This window comes from Phenylobacterium sp., assembly GCF_030693625.1.
GTDB lineage: Bacteria > Pseudomonadota > Alphaproteobacteria > Caulobacterales > Caulobacteraceae > Phenylobacterium > Phenylobacterium ferrooxidans.
This window is the reverse complement of the sequence record NZ_JAUYAF010000094.1, coordinates 1-25138: the sequence shown is the minus strand read 5'-3', so window position 1 is coordinate 25138 and position 25138 is coordinate 1. Positions and strand designations below refer to the sequence as shown.

Here is a 25138-nt window from a genome sequence, read left to right as displayed (position 1 = left end):
CCGGCGTCGCGGGCGCGGCCGGGGCGCGGGTCCCGCCGCCGCCGCTGGCCACCCGGCGTCCGAGCGTATGCAGGCCCATCTCCTCCAGGAAGGCGGCCAGCACCTCGGCGGTGGGGTCAGCCACCTTCAGATCATCGATCGGCGAGGGCAGGGGGGTGTCGCAGTCCAGCTGCACCAGTTGGCGCGACAGCCGGATCTGGTCGGCGAAGTCGATCAGGGTCTGGCGGCGCTTGTCCTGCTTGATCTCGCCCGCGCGGGCCAGCAGCGTGTCGAGGTCGCCGTATTCGTTGATCAGCAGGGCGGCGGTCTTGATGCCGATCCCCGGCGCGCCCGGCACATTGTCGACGCTGTCGCCGCACAGGGACTGGACGTCCACCACCCGGTTGGGCGCAACGCCGAACTTCTCCATCACCTGCTCAGGCCCGATCAGCAGGTTCTTCATGGTGTCGAGCATGCTGACCCTGTCGCCCACCAGCTGCATCAGGTCCTTGTCGGACGAGACGATGCGCACCTCACCGCCCATGTCGCGGACCTTGCAGGCATAGGCCGCGATGATGTCGTCGGCCTCATAGCCGGGCAGTTCGAGGCTCGGGACGCCGAAGGCCAGGGTGGCCTCGCGGACCAGGGGAAACTGGGGAATCAGGTCCTCGGGAGGGGGTGGACGGTGGGCCTTGTACTTGTCGTACAGCTTGTTGCGGAAGGTCTTCTCCGAATGGTCGAACACCACGGCCAGGTGGGTCGGCGCGTCGGTCTGCGCCTTCATGTCCACCAGCAGCTTCCACAGCATGTTGCAGAAGCCCGAGACCGCCCCGATTGGCAGGCCGTCGCTCTTGCGGGTCAGGGGCGGCAGGGCGTGGAAGGCCCGGAAAATGAAGCCCGAGCCGTCCACCAGATAGAGCCGGACCGCTGGTCCGTCCTGGGTGTTGTCGCGGGGCAGGTCGGGCAGGGGCGGGGCGTCGGCGCTCGGCGTATCGGTCATGGCTCCAGGATAGGCGCGGCGGGGCCGATGGTCACCACCAGACCCGGACTCCAGGGCCTCGGCCGCGACATTCTTCGTATTCCCCGGCAGACGACCCCACAGGCCCTTTCGTCCCGCGCGGTTTTGGCTAAAGTCGCAAGTCCTTTATTCTCGGGGGGTGACGGCGTGCGTGCGCGCCGCTGCGCCACAGGTTCGGACTGACCATGAAATTGACGATCGAGCGGGCGGCGCTTCTGAAGGCGCTCGGGCATGTGCAAAGCGCGGTGGAACGCCGCAACACCATCCCGATCCTCTCCAATGTGCTGCTCTCGGCCGAGGGCGAGCGCCTGACCTTCTCGGCCACCGATCTCGACATGGAGATCATCGACGAGGCCTTCGCCCAGGTGGAGCAGCCCGGCCAGATCACCGCGCCCGCCCACACGCTTTACGAGATCGTCCGCAAGCTGCCCGATGGCGCCGACGTGTCCCTGTCCTTCACCGGCGAGGACCCGCGCCTGACCGTGGCCGCCGGCCGCTCGCGCTTCAACCTGCCAGTCCTGCCGGCCGGCGATTTCCCGGTGATGTCCGCCGACGGCCTGTCGGGCCGCATCGGCGTCGATGTCGGCGACCTGATCCGCCTGATCGACAAGACCAAGTTCGCGATCTCCACCGAGGAGACCCGCTACTATCTCAACGGCCTCTATCTGCACTCGGTCGTCGAGGGCGGCGTGGCCAAGCTGCGCGCCGTGGCCACCGACGGCCACCGCCTGGCCCTGGCCGAGATGATCGCCCCCGAGGGTTCGGCCGGCACGCCCGGCGTCATCGTGCCGCGCAAGACCGTCAACGAGGCCCGGCGCCTGCTGGAGGACGCCGGCGAGACCGTCGACTTGGCGCTGAGCCCCCAGAAAGTGCGCTTCGAATTCGGCGGCGCGGCCCTGACCTCCAAGGTCATCGACGGCAACTTCCCCGACTATGTCCGGGTCATTCCCCGCGACAACGACCGGGTGATGATGGTGGACAACAAGCTGTTCGCCAAGGCCGTGGACCGGGTGGCCACCATCTCGGCCGAGAAGAGCCGTTCGGTGCGCATGGCCATCGAGCCCGGCCGGGTGATCCTGACCGTCCGCAACATGGAAGCCGGCCAGGCCGTCGAGGAGATCGAGGTCGACTATTCGGGCGAGAGCTTCGAACTGTCCTTCAACGCCCGCTACCTGCTGGACGTCACCGACCAGATCGGCGCCGAACAGGCCGAGTTCCGCTTCGGCGGCCCCAACGACCCGGCCCTGGTCCTCGACCCCACCGACCCCGACGTCCGCTACGTCCTGATGCCGCTCAGGGTTTAGTCCGCCGCGCAGACGTGGGCGGCGCAGAAGGCGGTTCGCGCCTGGGCGTCGGCCCTACGCTGAACCTCGCCCAGGTCCTGGGCCAGCCGGATGTTGAACAGGTCGTCGCGGCCAGTGGCGAGGTGGCCGGCGCGGCTGTGCAGGAAGGCCGCCATGCTGGCCAGTTCCGGCTCGGTGAGGGTGGCGGCATAGACCGCCGCGTAGGCGTCCAGCAGGTTTGGCAGGTCGGCGATCGCCGCCCCGCGATAGGCCTCGCCGGCGTCGCGGGCCACGGCGGCGTCCACGCCGGGCTGTTGGCTCAACAGCCACTGGCCGAGGTCGGCGGCGCGATCGGCCTGCGCCTCGATCCCCTGGGCGCGAACGATCTCCCGGGCCAGGGTCAGGGCCCGTGACGGCCGGGGCCGCACCCGCGTGGGCGGCGTCGCGGGCTCGATGCTGAAGACGGCGGGCAGGTTCACCCGGTCGCCGGCCGCGCCCTGGGCCAGCAGGTCGGGGTCAAGCCGGTAGCTTGCCGCCACCTTCAGGCCCGCGGCGCCGAACCCCAGCCGCCTTGGGCCCTGGGCCACCACCTCGCAGTCCTCCAGCCCGCCCACCTGCGTCACGCGGCATTGCAGCATCGCCCAACCGCTCAGGCGGAAAGCCTGGGCCGCCAGCGGATAGGCCGCCCGGGCCTCGATCAGACTGGGCGCGTGCGACCAGCGCGGCTTGTCGATGACAGCCTCGGGCGCCTCGGCCAGGGCGCGCATGTCGGCCAGGCTGGTCTCGCCGTGACAGTCCTGCCGCCCGCAGAAGGTCTCCCGCGCGTTGGCCAACACAATCTGGGTATGGGTGGCCTGGGCGGCGGCGAAGGCGCGGGCCAGCTCAGGCCACCGGGCGGCCAGCTTCCGCTGGGCCGGGCTGTTCATATGGCTGACCCAGTGATCGACCTCGGCCGGGCTGAGCTGGGCGGCGATGCTGCGGGCCACGGCCTCGGCCACCTGGGGCGACGCCTGGCGGCGGGCCTCGGTCAGGGCGGCGAGCCCCTGGGCCCGCACCATGGGGTCGGCGCCGTCGGCCTCGATCCGGTCCAGGTCCCCCGCCAGGCCGCGGGCCAGCCGGCCCGCGATACCGCTCAGCCTCGCCGCCCGGCGCGCGGCGTCAAGGGCCGCGGGCGTAACGAAGGGTTCGGGGATGGCGCCGGCGCCGCCCGGTGGGGGCAAGGTGAAGCGGATCGGAATTCTCACCGTGCCGCCGGCTACGGGCGCGCCGCCCACGGTCTTGGGCCGCATGGCGAACAGCTTGCTCATCTCCAGGGCGGCCTTGTCGAAGCCCAGGCCCGGCGGCGAGGCGGTCGGGCTGACGCAGTCCTGAAGCCGGCCCTTGACGTCCACAGCGCAGCTGATCGTCGCCCGCCCCTCGATGCTCAGGGCCCGCGCCAGGCCAGGATAGCTGTCGGCCAGGTCCTCGCCATCGGGGCGGACCAGCCATTCGGGCGGCGACACGCGCGGCGGGTCGGCCCGCGCCGCGCCCGCCACGGCGAGCGCAGCCAGTCCCATCGCCAACAGCCGCACGCGCGCACCACCCCCAAGACGTCACCCACACCCTAGCTTCGCCGGAGGCGGGCTCAAGGCCATGCCGCTTCGCGCGCGAGTGCGAACCCTGTAAGACCCCAGGCGTGACCCGTACGGCCCTTACCCGCCTGACCCTGACCGACTTCCGCTCCTACGGCCGCGCCGAGCTGCCGCTGGACGGCCGGCCCGTCTACCTGATCGGGCCCAATGGGGCGGGCAAGACCAACCTGCTGGAGGCGGTGTCCCTGTTGACCCCCGGCCGAGGTCTGCGGGGCGCGAGCCTGGCCGAGATGGGGCGTCGCATGCCCGGCGAGAGCCATGGCCGCGCCTGGGCGGTGGCGGCCACCCTCGAGATCGACGGCGAACCGGTGCGGCTGGGAACCGGCACAGAGGTCGCCGGCGCCGCGCGGCGCACCGTCCGGCTGGAGGGCGAGACCGTGCCCCCCGGCCGCCTGGCTGATCACCAGCGCCAGGTCTGGCTGACACCCGCCCAGGACCGGCTTTTCCTGGAGGGGGCCGGCGACCGCCGCCGGTTCTTCGACCGCCTGGTGTTCGCCGCTGAGCCCGCCCACGCCGCCCACGCCTCGGCCTACGAGAAGTCCCAGCGCGAGCGGATGCGGCTGCTTACCGACGGCCCCGCCGACCCCGACTGGCTGAGCGCCCTGGAGGCCAGGCTCGGCGAGGCCGGGGCCCTGATGGCGGCGGCTCGTGCAAGAACCTTGTCGGCCCTTCAAAACGAGATCGACGGGCGGGGTGACCGGCCCTTCCCCCAGGCGCGGCTCAGCCTCTCAGGCCCGTGGGAGCAGATGGCCGGTCAGGGCGTGGCGACCGAGGACATCGAGGCCCGGCTGATCGCCGCCCTGGCCTCAGCGCGGGAGCGGGACGCCGCCGCCGGCCGGATGCTCACCGGCCCCCATCGGGGGGATCTGGAGGTCATTCATGCCGAAAAGGACCGCCCGGCCGCGGAGTGTTCGACCGGGGAGCAGAAAGCCCTGATCCTGAACCTGGTTTTGGGCCAGGCGGCGCGACTTTCGCGTGCAGAATCAGGACCAAACCCTATATTGTTGCTAGACGAAGTCGCAGCGCATCTGGACCGCCGCCGGCGGGCCGCATTGTTCGACGAGATCACGGCGCTCAAGCTGCAGGCCTTCCTCACCGGCACCGACGAGCAGCTGTTCGAAGATTTGAAGGGCCGGGCCCAGGGCGTCCATGTGGACGGCTCCAGCCTGGCTTATCTGGATACCGAATGACCGACGAAACGCAGATCCCCGACAACACCCCCGAGAACAACGGCCAGGCCGAATACGGCGCGGAGTCCATCAAGGTTCTCAAGGGCCTGGACGCCGTGCGCAAGCGGCCTGGCATGTACATCGGCGACACCGATGACGGGTCGGGCCTGCACCACATGGTCTATGAGGTGGTGGACAACGCCATCGACGAAACCCTGGCCGGGTGGGCGACGCGGGTCGAGGTGATCCTCAATCCCGACGGCTCGGTCACCGTCACCGACGACGGCCGCGGCATCCCCACCGACATTCACGAGGGCGAAGGCGTCTCGGCGGCCGAGGTCATCATGACCCAGCTGCACGCGGGCGGTAAGTTCGACCAGAACTCCTACAAGGTCTCCGGCGGCCTGCACGGGGTGGGCGTCTCGGTGGTGAACGCCCTGTCCGACTGGCTGCGCCTGAAGATCTATCGCGGCGGCAAGGCCTACGAGATGGAGTTCCGCCGCGGCGACGCGGTCTCGCCCCTGATCGTCACCGGCGACGCGCCCTTGCGCGAAAACGGCGAGTTCCTGTCGGGGACCGAGGTCACCTTCATGCCGTCGGTGGAGACCTTCGCCTTCATCGAATTCGACCGGAAGACCCTGGAGCATCGCCTGCGCGAGCTGGCCTTCCTGAACTCGGGCGTCACCATCTGGCTGAAGGATAACCGCGAGGCCGAGCCCTTTGAGGAGGTCCTGCACTACGAGGGCGGCATCGAGGCCTTCGTGCGCCACCTGGACAAGGCCAAGACTCCGATCCTGAAGGCCCCCATCGTGATCCGCGGCAAGCGCGAGAACGTCGAGCTGGACCTGTCGCTCTGGTGGAACGACGGCTACCATGAGAACGTCCTCTGCTTCACCAACAACATCCCCCAGCGGGACGGCGGCACCCACCTGGCCGCCTTCCGCTCGGCGCTGACCCGCATCATCACCGGCTATGCCGAGAGTTCGGGCGCCACCAAGCGCGAAAAAGTCTCGCTGTCGGGTGAGGACAGCCGCGAAGGCCTGACCTGCGTGCTGTCGGTCAAGGTTCCGGACCCCAAGTTCTCCAGCCAGACCAAGGAAAAGCTGGTGTCCTCGGAGGTGCGCCCGGCCGTCGAGAGCCTGGTCTCCGAAGGCATCGGCCAGTGGTTCGAGGAACACCCGGTCGAGGCCAAGCTGATCATCGCCAAGATCACCGAGGCCGCCGCCGCCCGCGAGGCCGCCCGCAAGGCCCGCGACCTGACCCGGCGCAAGACCGCCCTGGACATCTCGTCCCTGCCCGGCAAGCTCGCCGACTGTCAGGAACGCGATCCCGCCAAGTCCGAAATCTTCCTGGTGGAGGGTGACTCCGCCGGCGGCTCGGCCAAGCAGGCCCGCAACCGTGAGAACCAGGCTGTCCTGCCCCTGCGCGGCAAGATCCTGAATGTCGAGCGCGCCCGCTTCGACCGCATGCTGGGGTCCGATCAGATCGGCACCCTGATCACGGCGCTGGGCGCCGGCATCGGCCGCGACGACTTCGATATCGAGAAGGTCCGCTACCACAAGATCGTCATCATGACGGACGCCGACGTCGACGGCGCCCACATCCGCACCCTGCTGCTCACCTTCTTCTACCGGCAGATGCCGCAGGTCATCGAGCGCGGCTACCTCTATATCGCCCAGCCGCCGCTCTATAAGGCGGCCAAGGGCAAGTCGATCACCTACCTGAAGGACGATCCGGCTCTGGAGACCTACCTGGTCAATGAGGGCCTGGAGGGCGCGACCCTGGACCTCGCCAGCGGCGAGCGGCTGGTGGGCCCCGACCTGCTGGCCCTGATCCAGACCTCCCGTTCGGCCAAGGCCAATATCGAGCGGCTGTCCTCCCGGGCGCCCGCCTTCGCCATCGAGCAGGCCGCCCTGGGCGGCCTGCTGGCCGAGGGAACCAATATCGACGCCGCCGCCAAGCGGCTGGATCTCTATGCCGAGGAAAGCGACGGCAGCTGGAGCGGCGAGCCCGGTCCCGCCGGCGGCTTCGTCTTCAGCCGCGTGAAGCGCGGCGTGTCAGAGCGCGTGGTGCTGGACGACCTGCTGCTGCACGCCGCCGACGCCCGGCGTCTGGCCGAGCGCGCCGCCACCATGGCCGAGACCTTCTCTGGCCCCGCGGTCTTCACCCGCAAGGACAAGGTCACCACCGTGCGGGGGCCGCTGGACCTGGTGGGCGCGATCATGGACGCTGGCCGCCGCGGCCTCGCCATCCAGCGCTACAAGGGCCTGGGGGAGATGAACCCCGAGCAGCTCTGGGAGACCACCCTCGACGTCGACGCCCGCACCCTGCTGCAGGTCCGGGTCAACCACGCCGACGACGCCGACGACATGTTCACCCGCCTCATGGGCGACCTGGTGGAGCCGCGCCGCGAGTTCATCCAGGACAACGCCCTCGACGCCGAGGTCGACGTCTAAGCTGGACTTGTAACCGCCGCGCGGTTTGGGCAAACGAACCCTCCGCGCGGCCCTCGCCGCCTAGGACAAAGGTTCCTGCGTGCTGCTCATCGATGAAGCCAAGATCGTGGCGGAGGCCGACGGCCTCGCCGCCCGTGGCGCGACCGTCAACGAGGTCCTGACCTTCCTGCGCGGCAAGCTCTCGCTGGACGCCTTCGGCCTGTTGCTCATCGGCCTTCCGCGCGACGACCTGCCGGCCTTGTCAAAATTGCTGCCGCGCATGGCCTCGGACGAGACCCAGCGGAATTTCACCGGCAATAGCGGCGAGATCCTGCTGGGACAGACCGTCAGTTTCGTCCGCGCCCTGGCCTACAACTACGCCGCCCTGCGCAACCGCTCGCTCTCGGGCGCCCGGATCATGGACTATGGCTGCGGCTACGGGCGCATCACCCGGATGCTCTACTATTTCGCCAATCCGGAGGCGATCTGGGCGGTGGATCCCTGGGATCTGGCGGTCAGCCTCTGCCGCGACGCGGGCATGCTTGGCAATATCGCCCAGTCTGACTACCTGCCCGCCAGCCTGCCGGCGCCGGAAGCGGCCTTCGACGTGATGTTCGCCTTCTCGGTCTTCACCCACACCTCGCGCAACGCCACCGACGCGGCGCTTTCCGCCCTGCGCAGACACATCGCGCCGAACGGCCTGCTGGCCATCACCATCCGTCCCGAAGAATACTGGGCGGTGAACCCCGAATATGCGCCGCAGGCCGCCGCCTACCAGACCAAACATGCCGCCGAGGGCTTCGCCTTCGCCCCTCACGGGCGCGACACGGTGGAGGGTGAAGCCACGTATGGCGACACCTCCATGACCCTGGACTTCCTGGCCGCGAACTACCCGGACTGGCGCATCGAGGGCGCCGACTGGGCCCTGGTCGACCCCTATCAGCGCTATGTCTTCCTGACGCCTGCCTGACGTTCGAGCGCAAGCTGCTCAATAATCAGGACTTTTGACGACTTCCACCGGGAAATGCGCACCAGGGCGGTGGCGGAAGCCCGAGCCACCGGCATGGGCAGCTACGCCACCGACCACGTCACTGTCGGCTACGCCCTGACCCCCGGCCACGAAACCTGTCGCGGTCTCGGCTGGTGCGGCGCCATCACCCAGCGCGAGCCCGAGGCGGCCAGCGTCGCATCTCGAGCAGCCTAGCCTTCGAACCCCTTCACCACTTCAAGCACCGCCTCGCCGTAGCGGGCGAGCTTGCTTTCGCCCACGCCGGAGACGGCGGCCAGGCGGGGCAGGGATCCGGGTTTGGACTGGGCGACCTCGATCAGGGTGCGGTCGGGGAAGATCACATAGGGCGGCACGTGCTGGCGCTTGGCCTCGCCGGCCCGCCAGTGGCGCAGGGCTTCGAACAGAGCCGCGTCCCCCGCATCGATGTCGGCGGCTTCGCGGCGCTTGCGGGGCTTGCCCGAGCGGGTGGTGGGGTCGTTCTCCTCGGGCGCCTTGCGCAGGCCCACCCGGCGCTCGCCGCGATAGACCGCCTTGACCCCCTCCGGATCCCCCAGCCCGATCAGGGGACGGCCGTCATTGGGGTCCTCCTTCAGCAGACCGTCGAAGAGCAGCTGGTCGATCAGGTCGCGCCAGCCATTGACGCTGAACTCCTTGCCGATGCCGAAGGTGGTGAGGCCCGCCTCGAAGCTGGAGGGCTCCTTGGTCTTGCCCAGCAGGTGCTCCACCAGCCGCCCGCGCCCGAACCGCCCCCCCAGGCGATGCACCGCCGACAGCGCCTTCTGGGCCGCCTGGGTGGCGTCGATGCTCTCGGGCGGCGCCAGGCACAGGTCGCACTGGCCGCAGGGCTCCACCCCCTCCTCGCCGAAATAGCGGCGTACGGCGGCGGCGCGGCAGTTGGCCCCGTCCATCATGGCGTAGAACTGGCCGACCTTGCGGCGCTGCACGGCCTTGACGGTGTCGTCCATCTCGCGGCCGTCGATGCGGCGGTAGGCCCAGGCCATGTCGGCGGCGCCATAGAGGGTGATGCCCTCGGCCGGATCGCCGTCCCGTCCCGCCCGGCCGATCTCCTGCCAGTAGGCCTCGATGGAGGCCGGCGGATCGGCGTGGATCACGAAACGGACGTCCGGCTTGTCGACCCCCATGCCAAAGGCGATGGTCGCCACCATCACCGCGGCGTCGGCCTCCAGGAAGGTCTCCAGCCGCTCGGCCCGGACCGCCTTGTCGAGGCCGGCATGGTAGGCGAGCGCGTGGGTTCCGGCGGCGCGCAGGCTCTCGGCCAGCTTGTCGACCCCGTCGCGGGAGCCGGCATAGACCACGCCAGAGCGATTGGGCCGCGCCTCGATCAGCTCCAGCACCCGCTTGTGTCCGGCCCCACGCTTGCGTTCGGCCGACAAGGCCAGCTCCGGCCGGGCGAAGCTGGCCACGAACTCCAGGGCGTCCTCCAGCCGCAGCTCGGCGCGGATGTCGTCGCGGGTCCGGGCGTCGGCGGTGGCGGTGACCGCCAGGCGCGGCACGTCGGGGAAGATCTCGGCGAGCCGGCCCAGCATCCGGTACTCGGGACGGAAGTCATGGCCCCACTGGCTGACGCAGTGGGCCTCGTCGATGGCGATCAGGGCCAGCGGCGTGCGGCGCAGACGGTCCATCACCGACGAGGTCATCAGGCCCTCGGGCGAGATGTAGAGCAGGTCCAGCTCGCCCTGCTCGATCCGTTCCCAGGTCTGGGCCTTCTCCCAGGGCTCGATGTTGGAATCCAGCCGCGCGGCGGCCACGCCCGACTGCACCAGGCCGGCCACCTGGTCGGTCATCAGGGCGATCAGCGGCGAGACCACCAGGCCAAGGCCCGGCCGCATCAGGCTGGGGATCTGGTAGCAGAGGCTCTTGCCGCCGCCGGTGGGCAGGACCGCCATGGCGCTGCGCCCGGCCAGGACCTCTTCGATCACCTCGGCCTGGCGGCCCCGGAACTCTGCATGGCCGAAGGTGCGGCGCAGGATCTCCCGCGCCTCGTCGAGGGAGGCGGATGGCATGGCGGTCTTATGGCCTGCATCGGCAGGCCTGCGAAGACCCCAGCAACATGTCGGCGGCCACGGATGGAGCAGACGGCCGCACTGGCCCGTCAGGATCGCGCGAAAGCCCGTCAGGCCGGGCTCAGGGCCGACCGGCACAGGCCGACATGTGACCGTCGAGGTCCCGCGCTATTCGGCCGCCAGGGCCGCCGGCGCCATCTGGCTCCCGCGCAGCAGGCGGCCGGGCAGGGCGCCGGTGGGCTCGCCGTCGCGATAGGTCACCTCGCCCGCCACGATGGTGGCGGCGTAGCCGTCGGCCCGCTGGATCAGCCGCCGTCCGCCGGCCGGCAGGTCATAGGCCACCGACGGCGATCTCAGGGTCAGGTTCTCATAGTCGATGATGTTGAGATCGGCTCGGTAGCCCGGCGCGATCAGGCCCCGGTCGAACAGGCCCACGGCCTCGGCCGTGTCGCGGGTCTGCATCTTGATCATGGCCGGCAGCGACAGCCTGGGCCCCCGCGTGCGGTCCCGGGTCCAGTGGGTGAGGTTGGAGGTGGGGAAGCTGCCGTCGCAGATCATCCCCACATGGGCCCCGCCGTCCGAGAGGCCCGGCACGGTGTCGGGATGGATCAGCATCTCGAAACTGGGGTCCAGGGAGCCGTCGGCATAGTTGAGGAAGGGCAGGTACAGCATGCCCCGCCCGCCGTTCGACAGCATGTGATCCAGGGCCAGCTCTTCCGGCGCCACGCCTCGCGCGGCGGCCATGGCCGCGATGGTGCGGTCGGGCGTCTGCTCGTAGTCGGGCTCCTCGCCCATCAGGAACATGATCCCCCAGTTGCGGGTCATGTTGGCGGCGAAGGCGGGATCGGCGGCGGCGCCCTGCGCGAACAGCTGGGCGCGGAAGGCCGGGTCGCTGAGCTTGGCGACCCGCTCGGCCAGGGGCTGCTTGGCGATGGCCTGGTAGCTGGGGCGGCTGGTGAAGGGGTTGAGGGTCAGCTCCAGTCCAAACAGGATGCCCACCGGCCGGCCCGCCACCTGGGCCCGCATCTGCAGGCCCGCCGCGTTGGCCTCGCGCAGGCGGTCCAGCAGGAATTCGTACTGCCGGGGCTGGCGGGGGTTCTGCACCAGCGAGAAGGACAGCGGCCGTCCGGAGCGCTCGACGATCCGCCGCAGCATCGCGAATTCTTCGGCAGGATCGTTGAAGTCGGAGACGAACTGCAGGGCGCCCTTGCCCGCCGCCGCCAGGCCCATGGCGATGCCGGTAAGCTCGGCCTCCGAGGCCGTGAGCGTCGGGGTCGGCTGGCCGTCGCTGGTCCGGTGGTTCAGGGTCCGTGAGGTGGAGAAGCCGAGCGCGCCGGCCTCCACCGCCTTCTGGGCCAGGGCCGCCATGGCCGCGATGTCGGCGTCGGTGGCGTCCTCGCGATTGGCCCCGCGCTCACCCATCACATAGACCCGCAGGGCCGCGTGGGGCAGCTGGCTGCCGATGTCGACGTCGAAGCGCCGCCCCGCCAGGCTGTCGAGATAGTCGGGATAGCTCTCCCAGGTCCAGGGCAGGCCCTCCGTCAGCACCGGGAAGGGGATGTCCTCGACGCCCTCCATCAGTCGGATCAGCCGGTCGTGGTCCGCAGGCTTGCAAGGGGCGAAGCCGACCCCGCAATTGCCCATCACCACGGTGGTGACGCCATGCCAGGCCGAGGGCTGCATGTGGCTGTCCCAGGTGGCCTGGCCGTCATAGTGGGTGTGGATGTCGACGAAGCCGGGGGTCACCAGCTTGCCGCCGGCGTCGATCTCCTCCACGCCCCGGCCCCTGACCTCGCCCACCTGCGCGATCAGGCCGTCCTTGATCGCCACGTCGGCCGCATGGGGCTCGCCGCCCGAGCCATCGACCACGCGGCCGTTGCGGATCACCAAGTCCCAGGCGCGCTCCATGACGGCCTCCCTCTTTTCGTTGGGACGAATTGGGCGCCCGCAGGCCCCACCCGGTCAAGGGCGCCGCAAGGTCAGGTCACGATCTGTTAAGGCGCCCGGCGAAACGGCGGCGGGTTTTGGCGATGCGTTAACCGCCGCCAAGCTAGGCTGTAGGTGTGACATCCACTGGGGTTCGGGAGGACCCTGACATGGCGCTGAAAGTCTTCTTCCTCGCGGCGACCTTCGCCGCTGTCCTGGTCGGCTTGGCCCTGCCCACGGGGCGCGAGAGCGCACAGGTCGGCGAATCCCAGATCGCCACCATGGCGCTCGGCGAAGGCTAGGCGCCTTCCTTCGGCATGGCGCCGGCGTGGCCGGCGCAGCCCTTCAGCGTCTCTGATCCGATCACCACCACGGCGGCGTAGTCGTACTTCAGGTCCGACATGCCATCGGAACAGGCCTCGGAACTGAGGGTCACGGTCAGCCGGTCAGCGCCGGCCTGGGTTTCCCAGGTGGCCTTGCCGTCCACCACCGTCATGCCGGCGTTCTTGCCCACCGCCACGGGATGGTCGGGGCGCTGCAGGGTGATCTGGGTGTCGCGGATCTGCACGCCCCAGAAGGGCTCGGTTCCCCGCGCGTCCATGCCACCGGCGAACTCCTCCGGAAGCGGGGTCGAGGTGATGGGCGGCGCGACGGGCGGCGGGGTCGCCGGCGCATCGGCCGGGGGCGGGGCGGCGGCGCCGTCGGGGGCCTGCGGCGTGCAGGCGGCAAGGACCAGCAGCGCGGAGGTGGCGAGGACGAATGAACGCATGGCGGCGATCCTTTCCCAGGGGCTGAAGCAGGCTAGACTCATCGGCGATGAGTCGGAACGCCCCTCGCACCTTCTATGAGTTCTTCGCCGGCGGCGGCATGGCCCGCCTGGGGCTGGGCGAGGCCTGGACCTGCGTCTTCGCCAACGACTTCGATCCGGTCAAGTCGGCCACCTACCGCGCCAACTTCGCCGACGCGGCCGATCACTTCCGCCAGGGGGACGTCTGGAAGCTGGAGGCCGCCGACCTGCCTGGCCGCGCCGACCTCGCCTGGGCCTCGTCGCCTTGCCAGGACTTCAGCCTCGCGGGCGCGCGGGCGGGCCTGACCGGCGGCCGGTCGTCGGCCTTCTTCGGTTTCTGGCGGCTGATGGAGGCGCTCGCCTCGGAAGGCCGGGCGCCGCGGACCATCGTCATCGAGAATGTCTGCGGTCTGCTGACCTCCGGCGGCGACTTCACCGCCCTGTGCGCGGCCCTGGCGGACCAGGGCTATCGCTTCGGCGCCCTGGAGATCGACGCCGCCCGCTTCCTGCCGCAGTCGCGGCCCCGGGTGTTCGTGGTGGCGACCCTCGACCCCGTGCCGGCGGCGCTGACCGGCGACAGTCCCTTCCAGACCCGGCTGGTGCGCGAGGCCCAGGCCCGGCTTCCCGCCGAGCTGGCGGCGCGCTGGATCTGGTGGCGGGGCGCCGCGCCCGCCGCCCGCAACAGCGACCTGGCCAGCCTGCTGGAGCCGGACGACGCCGTGACTTGGCATACGCCCGCCCGCACCCAGGCCCTGATCGCCCTGATGGCGCCGCTGCACCGCGCCCGCCTCGACGCGCTCCAGGCCTCGGGCCAGCGGGCCGTGGGCGGCCTGTTCCGCCGCATGCGGGTGGAGCACGGTGTCCGGGTGCAGCGCGCCGAGGCCCGCTTCGACGGCCTGGCCGGCTGCCTGCGCACCCCGCGCGGCGGCTCCTCGCGCCAGACCCTGGTGGTGATCGACGCAGGCGAGGTGCGCAGCCGCCTGCTCAGTCCCCGCGAGGGCGCGCGCCTGATGGGCCTGCCCGAGACCTATCAGCTGCCGAAGGCGGCGACCTCCGCCCTGCACGTCATCGGCGACGGGGTGGCGGCGCCGGCGGTGCGCTGGCTGGCGGCCAACATCCTGGAGCCGCTGCTGGAGGGCGCGCCGGCGGTGCTGGCGGCGGAGTAGGTTGGCGCCCTTCTCCCCTTGCGGGAGAAGGTGGCCGGTCGGAGACCGGTCGGATGAGGGGTCGCGCTCCGCTCTCCGCACCCCTCGGAAACGCCCCAATCCGATAGGCCTATCTACCCCTCATCCGACCCTGCTCCGCAGGGCCACCTTCTCCCGCAAGGGGAGAAGGACAGTGATGTTGTTAGAAAACCTCGCCCTCCGTCGCCGAGAAGCTCCCTTCCAAATCCCGGCCACGGGGGTAGGGTCTGGCGCAAATAGCCCCTTCAGAGACCTGACCCATGGCCGACGCCGCCGACACCTCCGCCTATGACGCCGCCCGCCACAAGCGCGCCGGGCGGGGCAAGATCTACGACTCCATCATCGACACCATCGGCGACACCCCCCTGGTGGCCCTGCCCAACCTCACCAAGGCCCTGAACCCCAAGGGGCGGGTCCTGGCCAAGCTGGAGTTCTTCAATCCGATCGGCTCGGTGAAGGACCGCATCGGGGTGGCCATGATCGAGAGCCTGGAGGCCCGCGGCATCCTGAAGCCCGGCGGCGCCATCATCGAGCCCACCAGCGGCAACACCGGCATCGCCCTGGCCTTCGTCGCCGCCTCCAAGGGCTACAAGCTGACCCTGGTCATGCCCGAAAGCATGTCCATCGAGCGGCGCAAGATGCTGCTGATCCTGGGCGCCAAGCTGGAGCTGACCCCCGCCGAGCGCGGCATGGCCGGCGCCGTCGCCCGCGCCAAGGAGCTGGTGGACGCCACCCCGGGCGCCGTCATGCCCCAGCAGTTCGACAACGCCGCCAACCCGCTGATCCACCGGGTCTCCACCGCCGAGGAAATCTGGAACGACACGGCGGGCAGCGTGGACGCCGTGATCTCCGGGGTCGGCACCGGCGGCACCATCACCGGGGTCGGCCAGGTGCTGAAGGCCCGCAAGCCCTCGCTGCGGATGATCGCCGTCGAGCCCGAGGCCTCGCCGATCCTCTCGGGCGGCAAGCCCGGCCCGCACAAGATCCAGGGTATCGGGGCGGGCTTCGTGCCCTCCATCCTGGACCGCGGGGTGATCGATGAGATCATCCAGGTGTCCAATGACGACAGCTTCGCCATGGCCCGGCGGGTGGCCCGGGAAGAGGGCATCCCCGTCGGCATCTCGTCGGGCGCGGCCCTGACGGCGGCCTTCGACGTGGCGTCGCGGGACGACTTCGTGGGCAAGACCGTGGTGGCGATCATCCCGAGCTTCGCCGAACGCTACCTCTCCACGGCTCTGTTCGACGGGCTGTAGGGGCGGCTCCCGGCCGTGACCGATGTCTACGGCCCGGAGAAACGCTCGGCGGTGATGGCCCGGGTGAAGGGGAAGAACACCTCCCCCGAGCTCAAGGTGCGCAAGGCCCTGACCGGTCTCGGCGCCCGCTACCGCCTGCACCGCAAGGACCTGCCGGGCTCACCGGACATCGTCTTGCCGGGCCGGCGGCTGGCGATCTTTGTTCACGGCGGCTTCTGGCACGGCCACGACTGCGCCCGCGGCGCCCGGGTCCCCAAGACCAACCGCGACTACTGGCTCGCCAAGGTCGACCGCAACCGGGCGCGGGATGTGGCGTCGCGCGCGGCCCTGGCGGCCCTGGGCTGGCGGGTGGAGACCATCTGGGAGTGCGACCTGAAGGACGATGCGGTCCTGAGCGCGCGGCTGGAGGCGTTGCTGGCCTCTTCTCCTCTCCCCGTTCAGGGGGAGAGGGTAGGGTGAGGGGGGCGCGCAGCAGGGCTGCGCGTCTCGGCCTCGGAGTTACAACTGAGCTGCAGAAAGAGCCCTCACCCTACCCTCTCCCGCAAGCGGGCGAGGAGAAGAGGTCAGGCAACCGCCTTGTCCGGCAGCTCTTCCGCCCCCGCCAGCACCCGGGCGATGGCCGCGCTCAGCGCCCCGGGATCGATCGGCTTGGCCACGTGGTCGGTCATGCCGGCGGCGACGCAGTCGGCCCAGTCCTGGTCGCTGCCCGAGGCGGTGCAGGCCACCACCGGGGTGAACCGGTTGGGTCCCGGGGCGCCGCGCAGGCGGCGGCAGGCCTCGCGGCCGTCCATCTCGGGCATGTAGACATCCATCAGGATGACATCGAAGGGCTGGGTCGCGGCGATCTCAAGCCCCTCGGCGGCCGAGGCCGCGGCGGTGAGCTCGACCCCGAAGGGCTCCAGCATCAGGGCCACGGCGCGGCGGTTGATCTCGTGATCGTCCACCACCAGCACGCGGACCTCCGCCACGTCGGCCAGGTCCGGGGCGGTCGTCTCTCCGGCGTCGGGAAGGTCGATGGACAGGGTGAAGACCGCACCCTTGCCGGCCTCGCTGGCGGCGGTGAGATCACCCCCCATCAGACGGGCCAGCTCGCGGCTGATGGAGAGGCCCAGCCCCGTGCCGCCGTGGGTGCGGGCGGTGGAGACCTGGCCCTGCTCGAAGGGGGCGAACAGGCGCGACAGCTCCGCCGGCGTCATGCCGCGCCCGGTGTCGGTCACCGAGAACTCGAAGGCCGCGTCCTGGCCGGTGACGGTCAGGGTCACGGCGCCGGACGGGGTGAACTTGATGGCGTTGGAGATCAGGTTGTTGAGGATCTGCCGCAGGCGGGTCGGGTCGCCGGCCACCGCCGTGGGCAGGACCTCGTCCCCCAGCCGGTCCAGGATCAGGCCCTTCTTCTCCGCCTCGGCCCGCCAGAAGGCGGTGGTGTCGGCCACCAGGGCCGACAGGTCGAAGGCGATGGTCTCCACGCTCATGCGCCCCGCCTCCATCTTCGACAGGTCCAGCAGGTCGTTGAGCAGGGTGCGCATCATACGGCCGCTCTCGGCGATCAGGGCGCCGTCGCCGGCGTCCTTGCCGCCCCGGCGCTCGATGGCCTCGGCGCCGGCCAGGATGGCGCTGATGGGGGTGCGCAGCTCGTGGCTGACCATGGCGATGAAGGCCGACTTGGCGTCGCCGGCCGCCTCGGCGGCGCTGCGGCCCCGCTCGGCCTCCTCGCGGGCCCGGCGCTGGCTCTCGATGCCGTCGGCGGCGGCGCGCCAGAGGATGGTGGAGGAAAACACCAGCAGCACGCCCACGATGCCCACGGCCACCCCATAGGTGGAGGTCCCGCTGATCATCCAGGCCAGAGCCGCCGTGATCAGCAGGTAGACGCCGAAGGGGGTCATGGAGGCGACATAGGCCGCCTGCGACCGCTGGTTGGTGACCACGGTGTTGAGCACCGCCCCGGCCAGGAACAGCCCGCCGCAGGTCAGACCCCAGGAGCCCTTGCTGAGGATGGCCATCACCGCCAGCGATCCGTAGACCACCGAGTTCAGCGCCAGCATGCCGAGCGCCAGGTTCCCCCGCACGGGCCTGGCGCGGGCGCGCTCGGAGGCGAAGAGATAGTATTCGCAGGCCTGCAGCAGGCTGTAGGTGGAGATCCACAGGGCCGACGGCCCCCAGCCGGCCACGGGGGCGAAGGCCACGGCGTAGATGGCGGCGAACATCATGCGGGTGCGCAGGCCGTTGCGGCGCGCGAGCATGGTCTTGGCCAATCCCAGATCGGATGCGGTGTTCACGACAGCTGGCGTCCCCGGTTGGAGGTCTCGGACGCGCCCCCTCTGGGCTGAAGCTACGCCACCGCGCATAAACCATTCGTAAAGCGCCGGTCGCCGAACGCGGAATGCGGGAGCGCGCCTAGGCGGCGGCGCGCGCCTCCACCATCACCTGGGTCTTCACCGAATTGGCGATGAAGCACTCGTCATGCGCCTCGTGGTGCAGTTGGGCGAGCTGCTCGGCGGTGGGCTCGTCGCCCTGCCAGGTGATGACCGGCCGCAGCCAGACCCTGGTCAGGGCCTGCCGTCCGGGACGGACCTCCTCCATGATCCCCTCGGCGGCGTCCTGGTAGCGGACGGCCAGGAAGCCGGCGAGCCGGGCCCGGTGCAGGAAGGTCAGCATGTGGCAGTTGGACAGCGCCGCCACCATCATCTCCTCCGGATCGACGGCCGCCTCCACCGCCCACTTGCCCACCACGTGCGGCGAGGCCGAGGCGGCGAGCTCGACGCCGCCGTCGAAGGTGATCGAATGGCCGCGGCTGTAGCGGCCCTTCAGGAAATCTTCGCCGTCCTTGAGGGTCCAGAGAACCTCGGCGACGTATTTCGCCATGGTCAGAAGGCCTCCGCTGGCAGGGCCATCATCAGCTCCGACCCCGTGGTCAGCTTGGCCAGGTGGGCGCCGGCGTCGGGCAGGACGCGCTGCATGTAGTAGCGGCCCACCACCAGCTTGTTGGCGTAGAAGGGATCGGTGTCGCCCGCTGCGACCTTGGCCTGGGCGGTCTTGGCGATCAGGGCCCACATATAGGCCAGGGCGGTGAGCCCGAAGAGGTGCATGTAGTCGGTGGACGCCGCGCCGGCGTTCTCCGGGTTCATCAGCCCGTTCTGCATCAGCCACATGGTGCCCTCCTGCAGCTTGGCCTTGGCGTCTGCCAGGCCCTCGGTGAAGGGCTGCAGGGCCGCGTCGGCCTGGCTTTGCTCTACAAAGGCGTCGATCTCGGCGAAGAAGCTCATCACGCCCCGGCCGCCGTCCGCCGCCAGTTTGCGCCCCACCAGGTCCAGGGCCTGGACGCCGTTGGTGCCCTCATAGATCAGGGCGATGCGGACATCGCGCATGTACTGGCTGGCCGGGAAGTGTTCGGTGAAGCCCGAGCCGCCGTGAATCTGCAGGGCGTCGGAACAGACCTTCAGCCCCTTGTCGGTGAGGAAGCCCTTCACCACCGGGGTCATCAAGGCCATGTAGTCATTGGCCTTCTGGCGCACCGCCTCGTCGGGGCTGGCATGGGCCAGGTCGCCGTGCAGGGCGGTCCAGAACAGGAAGGCGCGGCCCGCCTCGATGACGGCGCGCGAGTCCATCAGCATGCGGCGCACGTCGGGGTGGACGATGATCGGATCCGCCGGGCCGTCGGGGTTCTTGGGTCCCGTCAGCGAGCGGCCCTGCAGGCGGTCCTTGGCGAAGGCGGCGGCGGCCTGGTAGGCGGCCTCGGCCTGGGCGATCCCCTGCAGGCCCACCCCGATCCGGGCCTCGTTCATCATCACGAACATCAGGCGCAGGCCCTGGTTCTCGGTCCCCACCAGCCAGCCGGTGCTCTCGTCGTGCTGGATGACGCAGGTGGCGTTGCCGTGGATGCCCATCTTCTCCTCGAGCCCGGCGCAGAAGACGCTGTTGCGCGCGCCCGGCTTGCCGTCCGCGTCGGGAATGAACTTCGGCACGATGAACAGGCTGATCCCCCGCACCCCGGCCGGCGCGCCCTCGATGCGGGCCAGCACCAGGTGGACGATGTTCTCGGCCATGTCGTGCTCGCCCCCCGAGATCCAGATCTTCTGGCCCGAGATCCTGTAGCTTCCATCGGCCTGCGCCACCGCCTTGGTGCGCAGCAGGCCAAGGTCAGTGCCGCACTGGGGCTCGGTCAGGTTCATGGTCCCGCCCCATTTCCCGGAGACCAGGTTGGGCAGGTAGAGGCTCTTCTGTTCGTCCGACCCGCCGTTGAGGATCGCCGAATAGCAGCCGTGGGTCAGGCCCGGATACATGGAGAAGGCCATGTTCGCCGAGGAGCTCATCTCCGAGAAGGACAGATTCACCACATGGGGCAGGCCCTGGCCGCCATAGGCCGGCTCGGCGCCGATCGCCGGCCAGCCGCCCTCGACGAGCTGGGCGTAGGCTTCCTTGAAACCCTTCGGCGTGGTGACCGTATTGTCGGGGCGCCAGGTGCAGCCCTCCTTGTCGCCGACCGCGTTCAGCGGCGCGAGCACCTCGGCGGCGAAGCGGCCGCCCTCCTCGATGATCTGCTCCACCACATCCATCGAGGCGTCGGCGAAGGCCGGCAGGTCGGCGTACGTCTCGATCTGCAGCACGTCGCGCAGCAGGAAGACGTGGTCGCGCACGGGGGGCTGGTAGGTCATGTCCGCTCCGGGGAAATAGGCGAAGCGCGATAGCCAAAAGTGGAAGCCGGTCTTGCTGGCCATCGCGCGAATTCAAGCAAGGGCTCCCGACGGGTCGGAAGCCCTCCCTGATATTAGCTGGTTCGAGCTGGCGCCAAAGCGCCGTTCGTCACTTGGCGTGTTCGAGATCGCCGAGCCGTTCGCGCAGGACCTGATCGTAGTCGGCGGCGCGGGGCAGCAGGTCGGGGCGGGTGCGCGAGAGCTGCGCCTCCAGGGCGTCGCAGCCGGCGCGCAGCTCGTCGATGGCCTTGTCGATGTCCTGGCGCTGGGCTTCCAGGGCCACGATCCGCTCGCGGAACTTGGTGAGCGACTTGATGTTCTGGGCGGCGCCGCCGTCGTTCAGGTCGTAGAGATCGAGGATCTCGCCGATCTCGGCCAGGGCCAGGCCGACCCGCTTGCCGTTCAGGATCAGCTGCAGCCGGCCGCGGTCCTTGTAGGAATAGACCCGGTTCATGCCGTCGCGAGCCGGGGACAGCAGGCCCTTGTCCTCATAGAAGCGCAGGGCGCGCGGCGTGCACTTAAACTCCAGGCACAACTGACGGATGGTGAAGGTGCGCGCCGGACGGCGCAGTTCCATGGGCATCTGGATGTCCTCCCCTTACCCTTTTTGGTTTCCCAAAACGTAAGCCTGAGTTCCGTTAACGTCAACATGATCGTTGATCACCTTCGGGTGCTCGCGGGCTTGTGATCGGCTTCGAAAGCTGGGTCCGCTGTTCGCGGAGTCTTCATGACGCGAGCCCCTCTGACGCGCGCGCCATCGCCCGGCGCGCGCGCGCGGCCGGAAGGACATGCGGCTTTTCAGATGCCTCCCGCTCGGGGGCCGTTCTGGGAGTGGCCGGGGCCGGGACGAAGGTGGCTAGGCCGCCACCAACTCCCCAGCCAGCCCAGCCTCGATCAGGGCGATGGTCCGCTCCAGGCCGAAGATCGCGGCGAAGGAGCCGAAGCGGGGTCCCTGGCTCTGACCCAGCAGGACTTCGTAGAGGGCCGTGAACCACAGGCGCAGGGGCTCGAAGCCCGCGGCCTTGCCGGCCTCGAACACCTCGTTCTGGATGGCCTCGGCGTCGGCCCCGGCCGGCAGGGCCCGCAGGCGCGCCACCAGGTCAGACATCGCCGCGGCCTCCTGGTCATCGGCCAGGCGGAAGGTCTTCGAGGGCTTTACGAAGTCCTCGTAGTAGTTGATCGCGTAGTCGCTCAGCCGGTCCAGCAGCGGCTGGCTCTGCGGCGTCGCGCCGGGGATGTAGGTCTGGATGAAGCCCCAGAGGATGTCCTTGGTCGAGGCGTCGGCCGCCGAGACCAGGTTCAGCAGCAGGGAGAAGCTGACCGGCGAGCCCTGCTCCGGCGGCGCGCCGCGATGGACATGCCAGGCCGGGTTGTCCAGGGACACGGCGTTGGTGCCGGCGCGGACCCGGTTGAAGGCGTCCAGCTGCTGCAGATATTCGTCCGTCGCCTTGGGAATGACGTCGAAGAACAGCCGCTTGGCCGACTTGGGCGACTGGTACATGTAGTAGGCCAGGCTCTCGGGCGCGCCGTAGCGCAGCCACTCCTCCATGGTCAGGCCGTTGCCCTTGGACTTGGAGATCTTCTGGTTGTTCTCGTCCATGAACAGCTCGTAGTGGAAGGCCACCGGAGGCGTCCCCCCCAGCACCTTGGTGAGCTTGTCGGAGACGCGGACGCTGTCGATCAGGTCCTTGCCCGAGGCCTCGAAGTCGACCTCCAGGGCGGTCCAGCGCACCGCCCAGTCAGGACGCCACTGGATCTTCACATGGCCGCCGGTGACCGGCAGCTCGGTGCGGCCGCCATCGGGGTCGTCGAAGACGATGGTTCCCTTGGCGACATCGCGCTCAAGCGTCGGAACCTGCAGCACCTTGCCGCTCACCGGGCTGATGGGGAGGAACGGCGAATAGGTGGCGCGGCGCTCTTCGCCAAGCGTCGGCAGCATCACCGCCTGGACGGCGTCAAAGCGCTCCAGCATGCGCAGGAGCACCTCGTCGAACTTGCCCGACCTGTAGGTCTCGGTCGACGACATGAACTCGTAGTCGAAGCCGAAGCCGTCGAGGAAGGCGCGCAGGCGGGCGTTGTTGTGGTGGGCGAAGCTCTCGTATTCGCCGAAGGGGTCGCGCACGCTGGAGACCGGCTTGTCGCGGTCCTCTTCCAGCATCTCGCGGTTGGGCACGTTGTCGGGGATCTTCCGCAGGCCGTCCATGTCGTCGGAGAAGACGATCAGCTTGGTGGGGACCTGGTCCTCGGTCAGGGCGCGGAAGGCGTTGCGCACCATGGTGGGGCGCGCGGCCTCGCCGAAGGTGCCCATGTGCGGCAGGCCTGAGGCCCCGAACCCGCACTGGAACACCACCGGCCTGTTGAGGGCCGGGAAGGTCGCCACGGCCTCGCCGGCCTTGCCCTCGTTGATAAGGCTGGCGGCCAGGTCGCGCTCGGCGTCGGTGAGCCGCAGGCGCAGGATGCGCGCCAGCAGCAGGCGGGCCTGTTCGAAGGGCCAGCTCTTGGCCTCGCGGGCTTGGTGGGAAAGACCTTGCAGTGACATGGGCGGGCGTTAGCGCCCAAACTGCCCTGCCTCAAGCTTAGTTTTCGCTGGCCGATGTCGGACAGGCGTCACAAGAACAGGCGAAACAGGGGGTTGGACGTCTTGTCAGGTATGCCGATGATCTCTTCCAAACCGGGCGTGAGCCTGCTGGCCGCGGCCCTCTTGCTGGCCGCCTGCGGCAAGCCGGCGGACAAGGCCGCCCCCGCCAACGTCATCAACTTCTCGATCATGTCGACGGAGAAGGCCTCCACCCAGGCCGCCGAATGGGCCCCCTTCCTGGCCGACATGGAGAAGGCCACCGGCCTGACCATCAAGCCGTTCTTCGGCTCCAACTACTCCTCCCTGATCGAGGCGATGCGCTTCAAGCAGACCGATCTGGGCTGGTTCACCAACCAGTCGGGCCTGGAGGCGGTGCGGCGTTCGAACGGCGAGGTCTTCGCCCGCACCACCAAGCCGGACGGCGGCGAGGACGGCTACCAGTCGGTGATCATCGTCGGCAAGGACAGCGGCCTGACCCTGGACAAGCTGCTCAAGTGCGACCGCACGCTGAACTTCGGCATGGGGGACGTGAAGTCCACCTCCGGCACCCTGGCCCCCATGACCTACCTGTTCTCGCCGCGCGGGCTGAAGCCGGAGACCTGCTTCAAGACGGTCCGCTCGGCCAATCATGAAGCCAACCTGTTCGCGGTCGCCAACGGGGTCCTGGATGCGTCGACCAACAACACCGCCTCCATGGACCGCCTGGGCCAGCACCATACCGACGCCGGCGCCCGGACCCTGGCCAATCTCAAGGTGATCTGGTCGTCGCCCACCATTCCCGAGGACCCCATGCTTTGGCGCAAGGACCTGGACCCGGCGGTGAAGGAAAAGATCGGCCGCTTCTTCTTCACCTACGGCGTCGGGACCGGCCCCGAGGCCGAGCGTCAGCGCGACAACCTGCGGCGCATCGAGAGCGGCCCCTTCCGGCGCGCCGACGCCACCCACCTGCTGCCGGTTCGCGAGATGGAGGCCAGCGGGCAACTGGCCGAGGCGCGGGAGAAGGGCGACGCGGCCGCCATGGCCAAGGCCCAGGCGTCGCTGGACGCGATCCATGCGGAAACCAAGGCTCTGAAGCCGGCGAGCTGAGCTTTTTCCCCCTCCCACAAGTGGAGAGGAAGAGGCTAGTCCTCGCCACTCAGCATGAAGTGGCCGCGCAGGGCGGCGACCGGGGTTCCGCGCGCCTCCTGCCAGGCCTCCACCGTCACATTGGCGATGCGGCGGCCGACCTTGCGCAGGTCGGCGCGGGCATAGGTGGTGAGCGCCCGGCCGGGGCGCAGGTACTCGATGGTCACGTCGATGGTCTTGTGGACCCTGGGCGTCTGCTGGACCACGGAGAGCTGGGCCAGAGCCGTCATCTCCAGGAAGGCCCCGATCACGCCGCCATGCAGGGCGGGCAGCATGGTGTTGCCGATCAGGTGCGGGGCGAAGGGCAGGATGGCGGTCATCTCGTCGCCCGCCAGTTCGCAGCGCATGCCGAGGAAGCGGATGTAGGGCACCGAGGCCAGGAACCCCTGCAGGCGGTCGTTGGCCTCGCTCATCGCGGCGCGCTCGCGCCGTGCAGGATGAAGGCGGCCTGGGCCGTGGCGATGGGGTCGGTCGAATCGACGTCCCAGGCCTCGGCGCGGACGAAGGCGATGGACCTCGTCATCTTGTAGCAGTGGGCCAGGGCGGTGATGTCGGCGCGCGGGGCGGCCGGGCGCATGTAGTCGATGCGCAAATCCAGGGTCGCGGTGGGAAAGCGTTCGCCCTTCGACGAATTGATCGCCAGTCCGCAGCAATGATCCAGCAGGGAGGTGACGACGCCGCTGGCGATCACGTCGGTGGCGGGATCGCCCACCAGTTCGGCGCGCCAGGGGACCAGGATCGAGCCCCGGCCACCTCCCACCGAAACCAGCCTGAAGCCAAGCGCCGCGGCCTGGGGCACGGTTTCCACCATGTGGCGGGCCTGTTCGGCGAGGGGGTCGTCGGTGGAGTCCATGACTCCGGTTTGGGCCAGGCCCGTCCAGGGGTCAAGGATGACCCAAGGGAGGGACTAGAGCATTCTGCGACCTGATTGAATCGTTGGGGATTCCCAGGGCCCGCGGATTCTGATTCAAGCTCTGTGCTGGTGACGGAGGCTGGCACCTATGAGCAAGGCGCTGTCAGTTGATCTTCGTGAGCGTGTGATCGGC

At 69.6% G+C, this 25138-nt stretch carries 22 protein-coding genes; 10 read left to right on the top strand and 12 right to left on the bottom strand.

From position 1 onward, the window contains the following. Nucleotides 1–979, bottom strand: a 979-nt coding sequence (locus Q8N10_RS20875) for a 5'-3' exonuclease H3TH domain-containing protein (RefSeq protein ID WP_305663990.1), incomplete at its 3' end; no start/stop codon positions are given. Nucleotides 980–1182: 203 nt separating this feature from the next. Here Q8N10_RS20875 and dnaN point away from each other — a divergent pair. Further along, complete coding sequence (gene dnaN, locus Q8N10_RS20870) at nt 1183–2301, top strand: DNA polymerase III subunit beta (RefSeq protein WP_304777333.1); 1119 nt, start codon at nt 1183–1185, stop codon at nt 2299–2301. Here the strand turns inward: dnaN and Q8N10_RS20865 are convergent. Continuing rightward, nucleotides 2298–3836, bottom strand: coding sequence for an energy transducer TonB (locus tag Q8N10_RS20865; RefSeq protein ID WP_304777334.1), 1539 nt, complete (start codon nt 3834–3836; stop codon nt 2298–2300). The genes dnaN and Q8N10_RS20865 overlap by 4 nt on opposite strands. A 119-nt stretch (nt 3837–3955) precedes the next feature. Between Q8N10_RS20865 and recF the strand changes: the two genes are divergently transcribed. The 4 genes from recF to Q8N10_RS20845 all read left to right on the top strand — a co-directional run bounded on the left by recF (nt 3956) and on the right by Q8N10_RS20845 (nt 8719). Beyond that, a complete protein-coding gene (gene recF, locus Q8N10_RS20860) occupies nt 3956–5101 on the top strand; it encodes a DNA replication/repair protein RecF (RefSeq protein WP_304777335.1) in 1146 nt (381 codons plus the stop codon). Further along, the gene (gene gyrB / locus Q8N10_RS20855) at nt 5098–7536 is read left to right on the top strand and encodes a DNA topoisomerase (ATP-hydrolyzing) subunit B (protein ID WP_304777336.1); all 2439 of its coding nucleotides are present in this window, start codon (nt 5098–5100) and stop codon (nt 7534–7536) included. Before recF ends, gyrB begins: the two co-directional genes overlap by 4 nt. Nucleotides 7537–7615: 79 nt before the next feature. Beyond that, the gene (locus Q8N10_RS20850; protein WP_304777337.1) at nt 7616–8485 is read left to right on the top strand and encodes a bifunctional 2-polyprenyl-6-hydroxyphenol methylase/3-demethylubiquinol 3-O-methyltransferase UbiG; all 870 of its coding nucleotides are present in this window, start codon (nt 7616–7618) and stop codon (nt 8483–8485) included. A gap of 54 nt (nt 8486–8539) precedes the next feature. Further along, on the top strand, nt 8540–8719 hold the full coding sequence (locus Q8N10_RS20845; RefSeq protein WP_304777338.1) for a hypothetical protein: 180 nt from the start codon (nt 8540–8542) through the stop codon (nt 8717–8719). On the opposite strand, the gene recQ is transcribed toward Q8N10_RS20845, so the two are convergent. Together recQ and Q8N10_RS20835 are read right to left on the bottom strand one after the other, a co-directional pair. After that, nucleotides 8716–10548: a DNA helicase RecQ gene (gene recQ / locus Q8N10_RS20840; protein ID WP_304777339.1), complete on the bottom strand. Its 1833-nt coding sequence runs from the start codon at nt 10546–10548 to the stop codon at nt 8716–8718. The two genes, Q8N10_RS20845 and recQ, sit on opposite strands and share 4 nt — an antisense overlap. 168 nt (nt 10549–10716) lie before the next feature. Next, nucleotides 10717–12456: an amidohydrolase family protein gene (locus Q8N10_RS20835; protein WP_304777340.1), complete on the bottom strand. Its 1740-nt coding sequence runs from the start codon at nt 12454–12456 to the stop codon at nt 10717–10719. Between the two features lie 188 nt (nt 12457–12644). Here Q8N10_RS20835 and Q8N10_RS20830 point away from each other — a divergent pair, with 188 nt between their 5' ends. Further along, nucleotides 12645–12776: a hypothetical protein gene (locus Q8N10_RS20830; RefSeq protein WP_304777341.1), complete on the top strand. Its 132-nt coding sequence runs from the start codon at nt 12645–12647 to the stop codon at nt 12774–12776. Here Q8N10_RS20830 and Q8N10_RS20825 read toward each other — a convergent pair. Then, entirely contained in the window at nt 12773–13243 is a 471-nt protein-coding gene (locus Q8N10_RS20825) for a hypothetical protein (protein WP_304777342.1), read from the bottom strand. The genes Q8N10_RS20830 and Q8N10_RS20825 overlap by 4 nt on opposite strands. Nucleotides 13244–13290: 47 nt before the next feature. Between Q8N10_RS20825 and Q8N10_RS20820 the strand changes: the two genes are divergently transcribed. From Q8N10_RS20820 to Q8N10_RS20810, 3 genes are all read left to right on the top strand, one after another. Then, complete coding sequence (locus Q8N10_RS20820; RefSeq protein WP_304777343.1) at nt 13291–14427, top strand: DNA cytosine methyltransferase; 1137 nt, start codon at nt 13291–13293, stop codon at nt 14425–14427. A 278-nt stretch (nt 14428–14705) separates the two neighbouring features. Continuing rightward, the gene (cysK, locus tag Q8N10_RS20815; RefSeq protein WP_304777344.1) at nt 14706–15698 is read left to right on the top strand and encodes a cysteine synthase A; all 993 of its coding nucleotides are present in this window, start codon (nt 14706–14708) and stop codon (nt 15696–15698) included. 15 nt (nt 15699–15713) lie between these two features. After that, nucleotides 15714–16157 (top strand): very short patch repair endonuclease, encoded by a 444-nt coding sequence (locus Q8N10_RS20810; RefSeq protein WP_304777345.1) that lies wholly within the window; start codon nt 15714–15716, stop codon nt 16155–16157. Between the two features lie 104 nt (nt 16158–16261). Here the strand turns inward: Q8N10_RS20810 and Q8N10_RS20805 are convergent, their stop codons facing one another. The 5 genes from Q8N10_RS20805 to Q8N10_RS20785 all read right to left on the bottom strand — a co-directional run bounded on the left by Q8N10_RS20805 (nt 16262) and on the right by Q8N10_RS20785 (nt 22928). After that, nucleotides 16262–17974: an ATP-binding protein gene (locus tag Q8N10_RS20805; RefSeq protein WP_304777346.1), complete on the bottom strand. Its 1713-nt coding sequence runs from the start codon at nt 17972–17974 to the stop codon at nt 16262–16264. A 118-nt stretch (nt 17975–18092) separates the two neighbouring features. Next, nucleotides 18093–18560 (bottom strand): OsmC family protein, encoded by a 468-nt coding sequence (locus Q8N10_RS20800; RefSeq protein WP_304777347.1) that lies wholly within the window; start codon nt 18558–18560, stop codon nt 18093–18095. Nucleotides 18561–18562: 2 nt separating this feature from the next. After that, complete coding sequence (locus Q8N10_RS20795; RefSeq protein ID WP_304777348.1) at nt 18563–20350, bottom strand: acyl-CoA dehydrogenase C-terminal domain-containing protein; 1788 nt, start codon at nt 20348–20350, stop codon at nt 18563–18565. Nucleotides 20351–20498: 148 nt separating this feature from the next. Then, nucleotides 20499–20972 (bottom strand): MerR family DNA-binding transcriptional regulator, encoded by a 474-nt coding sequence (locus tag Q8N10_RS20790; protein WP_293495689.1) that lies wholly within the window; start codon nt 20970–20972, stop codon nt 20499–20501. A gap of 273 nt (nt 20973–21245) precedes the next feature. After that, nucleotides 21246–22928, bottom strand: coding sequence for a lysine--tRNA ligase (locus Q8N10_RS20785; RefSeq protein WP_304777349.1), 1683 nt, complete (start codon nt 22926–22928; stop codon nt 21246–21248). A 117-nt stretch (nt 22929–23045) separates the two neighbouring features. On the opposite strand from Q8N10_RS20785, the gene phnD reads away from it, so the two are divergent. Next, nucleotides 23046–24053: a phosphate/phosphite/phosphonate ABC transporter substrate-binding protein gene (phnD, locus tag Q8N10_RS20780; protein ID WP_304777350.1), complete on the top strand. Its 1008-nt coding sequence runs from the start codon at nt 23046–23048 to the stop codon at nt 24051–24053. 35 nt (nt 24054–24088) lie between these two features. On the opposite strand, the gene Q8N10_RS20775 is transcribed toward phnD, so the two are convergent. Further along, nucleotides 24089–24505, bottom strand: a complete 417-nt coding sequence (locus Q8N10_RS20775; protein ID WP_304777351.1) for a PaaI family thioesterase — start codon at nt 24503–24505, stop codon at nt 24089–24091. Next, the gene (locus tag Q8N10_RS20770) at nt 24502–24945 is read right to left on the bottom strand and encodes a PaaI family thioesterase (RefSeq protein WP_304777352.1); all 444 of its coding nucleotides are present in this window, start codon (nt 24943–24945) and stop codon (nt 24502–24504) included. The genes Q8N10_RS20775 and Q8N10_RS20770 overlap by 4 nt, the downstream gene beginning before the upstream one ends. Between the last annotated feature and the right edge of the window lie 193 nt (nt 24946–25138).

Bases quoted from the DNA above. Each gene is read 5' to 3' on its own strand.
- Q8N10_RS20865 (WP_304777334.1), bottom strand. From the start codon at position 3,836: ATGGGACTGGCTGCGCTCGCCGTGGCGGGCGCGGCGCGGGCCGACCCG.
- Q8N10_RS20830 (WP_304777341.1), top strand. From the start codon at position 12,645: ATGGCGCTGAAAGTCTTCTTCCTCGCGGCGACCTTCGCCGCTGTCCTG.
- Q8N10_RS20835 (WP_304777340.1), bottom strand. From the start codon at position 12,456: ATGGAGCGCGCCTGGGACTTGGTGATCCGCAACGGCCGCGTGGTCGAT.
- Q8N10_RS20775 (WP_304777351.1), bottom strand. From the start codon at position 24,505: ATGAGCGAGGCCAACGACCGCCTGCAGGGGTTCCTGGCCTCGGTGCCC.
- Q8N10_RS20845 (WP_304777338.1), top strand. From the start codon at position 8,540: ATGCGCACCAGGGCGGTGGCGGAAGCCCGAGCCACCGGCATGGGCAGC.
- Q8N10_RS20785 (WP_304777349.1), bottom strand. From the start codon at position 22,928: ATGTCACTGCAAGGTCTTTCCCACCAAGCCCGCGAGGCCAAGAGCTGG.
- dnaN (WP_304777333.1), top strand. From the start codon at position 1,183: ATGAAATTGACGATCGAGCGGGCGGCGCTTCTGAAGGCGCTCGGGCAT.
- Q8N10_RS20790 (WP_293495689.1), bottom strand. From the start codon at position 20,972: ATGCCCATGGAACTGCGCCGTCCGGCGCGCACCTTCACCATCCGTCAG.
- Q8N10_RS20770 (WP_304777352.1), bottom strand. From the start codon at position 24,945: ATGGACTCCACCGACGACCCCCTCGCCGAACAGGCCCGCCACATGGTG.
- cysK (WP_304777344.1), top strand. From the start codon at position 14,706: ATGGCCGACGCCGCCGACACCTCCGCCTATGACGCCGCCCGCCACAAG.
- recQ (WP_304777339.1), bottom strand. From the start codon at position 10,548: ATGCCATCCGCCTCCCTCGACGAGGCGCGGGAGATCCTGCGCCGCACC.
- Q8N10_RS20800 (WP_304777347.1), bottom strand. From the start codon at position 18,560: ATGGCGAAATACGTCGCCGAGGTTCTCTGGACCCTCAAGGACGGCGAA.
- Q8N10_RS20795 (WP_304777348.1), bottom strand. From the start codon at position 20,350: ATGACCTACCAGCCCCCCGTGCGCGACCACGTCTTCCTGCTGCGCGAC.
- Q8N10_RS20820 (WP_304777343.1), top strand. From the start codon at position 13,291: ATGAGTCGGAACGCCCCTCGCACCTTCTATGAGTTCTTCGCCGGCGGC.
- Q8N10_RS20825 (WP_304777342.1), bottom strand. From the start codon at position 13,243: ATGCGTTCATTCGTCCTCGCCACCTCCGCGCTGCTGGTCCTTGCCGCC.
- gyrB (WP_304777336.1), top strand. From the start codon at position 5,098: ATGACCGACGAAACGCAGATCCCCGACAACACCCCCGAGAACAACGGC.
- phnD (WP_304777350.1), top strand. From the start codon at position 23,046: ATGATCTCTTCCAAACCGGGCGTGAGCCTGCTGGCCGCGGCCCTCTTG.